Origin of the sequence: Polaromonas sp. (assembly GCF_013817205.1) — a bacterium.
GTDB lineage: Bacteria > Pseudomonadota > Gammaproteobacteria > Burkholderiales > Burkholderiaceae_C > Polaromonas.
Genome location: NZ_JACDDD010000131.1, coordinates 1 through 4,704 on the forward strand (window position 1 = coordinate 1; position 4,704 = coordinate 4,704).

Genomic DNA, 4,704 nt, shown 5'->3' on the forward strand with positions numbered 1-4,704 from the left:
GATCGGAGCCGGTGCTGTTCGGCCTGCTCAAGCTCAACCCCTCCCTGTTCTGGAGCGCCGTCTTCGTGGCGACCGCGGGCAACACGCTGGGCGGCATGCTGGACTGGTGGCTGGGCTACGGCGCGCACAAGGTGGTCGACAAATACTCGCACTCCTCGCACCACGGCAGGGCCATACGCTGGCTTGAAAAGCTGGGGCCCAAGGCCTGCCTGCTGGCCTGGTTGCCGGCTGTTGGCGACCCACTGTGTGCGGTGGCAGGCTGGCTCAAGTTTCCGTTCTGGCCCTGCGTGGCCTACATGGCCATTGGCAAGTTCGCGCGTTATTTCATGATGACAGGCGCGTTGATCTGGGTCTTCCCCGGCGGCTTCAACTTTTTGGGGGGCTAGAACATGACCCCCACGCTCACTCACTGCGTGTAGTTCGCAGCACCTTGCAGGCCGCCGCTCGCCGGAGGCTTCGCTTCTGGCACCTGTCCAAACCTGCTCAAGCAGGTTCGTAGCCGCAGGCACCAGCCCCCGAGGGGGCCGCTGCGCCTGCGGGCCGGCAAAGCCGGTTCCGCGGCCCCGGCTTGAAAAACTAAAAACGCTCGGTTGACAGAAGGTACCGCCACCGGCCGGGCGCCAGACTGCTCATGGATACACGGCCGACGCGAATGCGTTTCATGGCCTGCACGTTCAGCCCCACGGCTTCACACATGTAGGCGATCTGCCCGGGCTGCTCGCCCTTCAGGGCAAAACGCAGCCGTGTCTCGTTTTGCCAGCTGACCTTGGCCGGCGGCAGCAATACACCGTTGTAGGTAAAGCCGTGATCCACGCGGTTGAGCCGCTCCAGTCCGCCGGGCACCAGTTGGCCGGTCACTTCGACAATCACTTCATGCTCCATCACCGAAGCGTCTTCGCTGAGTTTGCGCGCCACGCGCCAGTCCTGGGTGAACACCACGAGGCCGCCGGCCGGCGTGGCCAGGGGGGTGACCAAGGCCTGCGCGCTGAAATGTTTCTTGAGCGGGCGGATGCCGGAGCGGTCGTCCGCTGACCGGTTCGCCGGTACCAGCAATTGAAGGGCAGAAGGAGGGGGCTGGCGTGACGCGCCGTGAAGACCGGCCTCATGGCCCGCCGGTTTGTGCAGCAGCAGGGTCATGGGCGTGAGCGCCAGCAGGCTGGCGTCGCGATCGAGCTCGATCTTCTGGCCGCCCACACGAAACTGGGGTTCCTCCACCACCACGCCATCGACCCGCACCCAGCCACCCTCGATGTACTGCTCGGCCTCACGGCGTGAACAGTTGAGCATCTGGGCCAAGGCTTTGGCGAGGCGGACGGGTTCTGTCATTCGATCTGCGCTGTCCTTTCAAGCGCCGCCGGCGAACCGGCTCTGCCGGGCGACAGGAGGCGTCCCCTGCAAGGGGAGGATGGGCTACACGCAGTGAGCCCAGGCAGGGGTGTGCACATCTAGCTGCTGAACAGGAAATTCATCACGTCGCCATCCTTGACGACGTATTCCTTGCCTTCGCTGCGCATCTTGCCCGCGTCCTTGGCGCCCTGCTCGCCCTTGAAGGCGATGTAATCGTCAAAGGCGATGGTTTGGGCACGGATGTAGCCTTTTTCAAAGTCGGTGTGGATCACGCCAGCCGCCTGCGGACCGGTGTCGCCGACATGGATGGTCCAGGCGCGCACTTCCTTGACGCCGGCGGTGAAGTAGGTCTGCAGGCCCAGCAGCTTGTAGGCCGCCACAATCAGGCGGTTCAGGCCGGGTTCATTCTGGCCAATCTCGGCGAGGAACATTTTCTTGTCCTCTTCCTCCATATCGGCCATCTCGGCTTCCATCTTGGCGCAGATGGCGACCACCGGCGCCTTCTGTTCGGCAGCGTAGGCCTTGAGACGGTCCAGGAATGGGTTGTTCTCGAAACCGTCTTCGGCCACATTGGCCACAAACATGGCCGGCTTGGCGGTGATGAGGAAGAACTGCTTGAGCAGCGGCAACTCTTCCTTGCTGAAGTCAATGGTACGCACCGGTTTGGTGTCGTTGAGCGCCAACTGGCATTTTTCGAGGATGGCCACCAGCTTGATCGACTCCTTGTCGCCCGAGCGCGCCAGCTTGGTCACCCGGTGCAAGGCCTTTTCGACGGCGGCGAGGTCGGCCAGGCACAGTTCGGTCTGGATCACCTCGATGTCGGAAATGGGGTCCACCTTGCCCGCGACATGAATCACGTTGTCGTCCTCGAAGCAGCGCACCACATTGACGGTGGCGTCGGTCTCGCGGATGTGGGCCAGGAACTTGTTGCCCAGGCCTTCGCCCGTGCTGGCGCCGGCCACCAGGCCGGCGATGTCCACAAACTCCACGATGGCGGACTGGATCTTTTCCGGATTGACGATTGCCGCCAACTGGGCCAGTCTCGGGTCTGGGACCTCCACAATGCCCACATTGGGCTCAATCGTGCAGAAAGGGTAATTTTCAGCCGCGATCCCCGCCTTGGTCAACGCGTTGAACAAGGTGGATTTTCCGACGTTAGGCAAGCCTACAATGCCGCACTTCAAACTCATGACAAACCTTCAAAAACAGGCTGAGAAGTGTATGCGATATGCCATCAGGCAAGGTGCAGGCCTTGTGGTAGCCCTGCTGATGGCTGCCTTGCTGGGGCTGTCGGGCACCGCCAGTCAGGCCCAGCCCGTCATCGTGTTAACCGACGCGGCGCCGGTCACAGACCTGCAGGCCAGCGGTTTGGCATGGGTAGACACTCAGGCCGGGGCCGCGATGGAGCAGATGGCGACCGGCGCCTACAGCGCGGCCATGATGCCCATGCAAGCCAACACGACTTACCGGCTGGGAGCCCGGGGCGCGCTGTGGCAACACTATCGCTTTCGCAAGCCGGTCGACTCCAGGCAGGATTGGCTTCTGGAGTTTCCGCTGCCACTGCTCGACCAGGTCACGCTGTTTCAGCGTGACAAAAATGGCCGGTGGCATGGCCAGACCGCTGGCGACACCGTACCGGTCTCGAGCTGGCCGGAGCCCGGACGCTACGCGCAGTTTCAATTGCTCTTGCCTGACAACGGGGTGCACGACGTGTATGTGCGTATCCAGCATGCGACCCCGGTCAATATTCCGGTCCATGCCATTGCCAGCACGGCCCTGAGGCAGCGCCTGCAACTCGACTATCTGGTCATTGGTGTGGTTTTCGGGGCGCTGCTGCTGTTGATCGTCGCCGGAGCCACGCAGGGCTGGGTCTACAGCGACCAGGCCTACGGCTGGTATGCCGTCTATGTCACCATCATGGCGCTGGTGGTTGCCACGACCAGCGGAATGTCGGGGCACTTTTTCTGGAACAATTCCCCCGTTTGGAACAACTACGCCCAGGGGTTTCTGGGCCTGATAGGCGGCAGCGCCGGCTTGCTGGTGGTGCGTTCGCTGTGCGGGATCACGGCGCGCCACCGCTGGTTTGATCATGTCGTGTATGGCACCGGCCTCGCCGGCCCGGTGCTTGCGTTGGCTTACCTTGTCATGAACCGGCACTGGGGCGTGCGCCTGATCGGCATCTACCTCGTGATAGTCGTCGTCTTGAGTATCGGCATTGCCTATGCTGCCTGGCGTCGCAAGGACCCGGTCGGTGCCTGGGTGTTGGCAGGTTTTGCGCCGCTGTCCTTGGCCACCTTGCTGGTGGTGGCACGCACTTTCGGCTGGGTGGCCACCACCTGGCTGTCCCAGTATGCCTTCATGCTGTCGCTGGCCGTCGAAGTGCCCTTGCTGTTGGTGGCGCTGAACATACGCTCGCGCGAACGCCATGGTGTGGAGGCACGCGAGCAGGCCATGGCCAGCCACGACGCGCTGACCGGCCTGCTGGCCAAACATATCTTTAATGACCGGCTTCATCAGACGGTGACTCGCGCCCGGCGCGACAAGGAAGCCGCCGCAGTCGTCTACGTGGAGTTGGTGAATTACGGCTACGTCAAGCGCATTCACGGCATCACGGTCGCAGAGCAAAGCCTGCTGCGCAGCGTGATCAAGCTGCGGCGCATCCTGCGCGATGTCGATACCGTGGGCCGGGTTGACGAGGCACGCTTCGGCCTGATCATGGAAGGGGTATCCACCCGCGATCCGGTCACCGGTCTGGCAGCGCGCCTGATTGCTGCAGGCCTGATGCCGCTCAAGGGCCTGAAACCCGAGGTTGTCCTGCAGTTTCACGTTGCCGGCGTGTTGCTGACTGAAAACCTGATGGATGGCCCGCAGCTTGCGCAAGCCCTGAACGAGCTGCTAAGCGGGATGGCGGCCCGCACACGTCGCCCCATCCGTTTTCTGGAGCCCGCTTTGACGCAACCCATGCCTCTGGACGTGGACTCCGTGCTCGGCGATTCCGATAACGACAGTCAACCGGCCTGGCAGGCGGGCCGATCGCAGCCGCCAGGAGCGCCCGGTCAATCGAAGCGGTAGTTGGCCGTAACAGCCTGCCCGACGCGAAGCAGGTGGTCCTCGCCATCGAGGCGGATCAGGTTCATGCCAAAACTCAGCGCGCCGCCCAGGATCGGATCCTGGCGATAGCGCTGCAGCATGTCGTTGACCTCCGGGCTGCTGTTGGCCGTGGCAGGATCAATATTGGGAATCGTGACCTGCCCCCTCTCGTCGTACCATTCATTGTGAGGAAGTCCGAGATTGAAGGTTAATTGATTTCCGTGATGGTTAAAGATTGAGTTGCATCGCCAGCGCGCTGGCGATGCA

4 protein-coding genes and 1 pseudogene are annotated in these 4,704 nt (G+C 62.6%); 2 read left to right on the forward strand and 3 right to left on the reverse strand.

Annotated features, from left to right (window positions below):
• A partial coding sequence (locus H0W47_RS18225; RefSeq protein ID WP_296926976.1) for a VTT domain-containing protein occupies window positions 1-386 on the forward strand: 386 nt, incomplete at its 5' end.
• Window positions 387-576: 190 nt separating this feature from the next.
• Here the strand turns inward: H0W47_RS18225 and H0W47_RS18230 are convergent.
• Together H0W47_RS18230 and ychF are read right to left on the reverse strand one after the other, a co-directional pair.
• A complete protein-coding gene (locus H0W47_RS18230; protein WP_296926978.1) occupies window positions 577-1,326 on the reverse strand; it encodes an rRNA pseudouridine synthase in 750 nt (249 codons plus the stop codon).
• 119 nt (window positions 1,327-1,445) lie between these two features.
• Window positions 1,446-2,537 (reverse strand): redox-regulated ATPase YchF, encoded by a 1,092-nt coding sequence (ychF, locus tag H0W47_RS18235; protein WP_296926980.1) that lies wholly within the window; start codon window positions 2,535-2,537, stop codon window positions 1,446-1,448.
• Window positions 2,538-2,568: 31 nt separating this feature from the next.
• Between ychF and H0W47_RS18240 the strand changes: the two genes are divergently transcribed.
• On the forward strand, window positions 2,569-4,419 hold the full coding sequence (locus H0W47_RS18240; RefSeq protein ID WP_296926982.1) for a 7TM diverse intracellular signaling domain-containing protein: 1,851 nt from the start codon (window positions 2,569-2,571) through the stop codon (window positions 4,417-4,419).
• On the opposite strand, the pseudogene H0W47_RS18245 reads toward H0W47_RS18240, so the two are convergent.
• A pseudogene (locus H0W47_RS18245) lies at window positions 4,404-4,704 on the reverse strand (hypothetical protein); the annotation flags it as partial. The gene H0W47_RS18240 and the pseudogene H0W47_RS18245 sit on opposite strands and share 16 nt — an antisense overlap.

Bases quoted from the DNA above. Each gene is read 5' to 3' on its own strand.
- H0W47_RS18230 (WP_296926978.1), bottom strand. From the start codon at position 1,326: ATGACAGAACCCGTCCGCCTCGCCAAAGCCTTGGCCCAGATGCTCAAC.
- ychF (WP_296926980.1), bottom strand. From the start codon at position 2,537: ATGAGTTTGAAGTGCGGCATTGTAGGCTTGCCTAACGTCGGAAAATCC.
- H0W47_RS18240 (WP_296926982.1), top strand. From the start codon at position 2,569: ATGCGATATGCCATCAGGCAAGGTGCAGGCCTTGTGGTAGCCCTGCTG.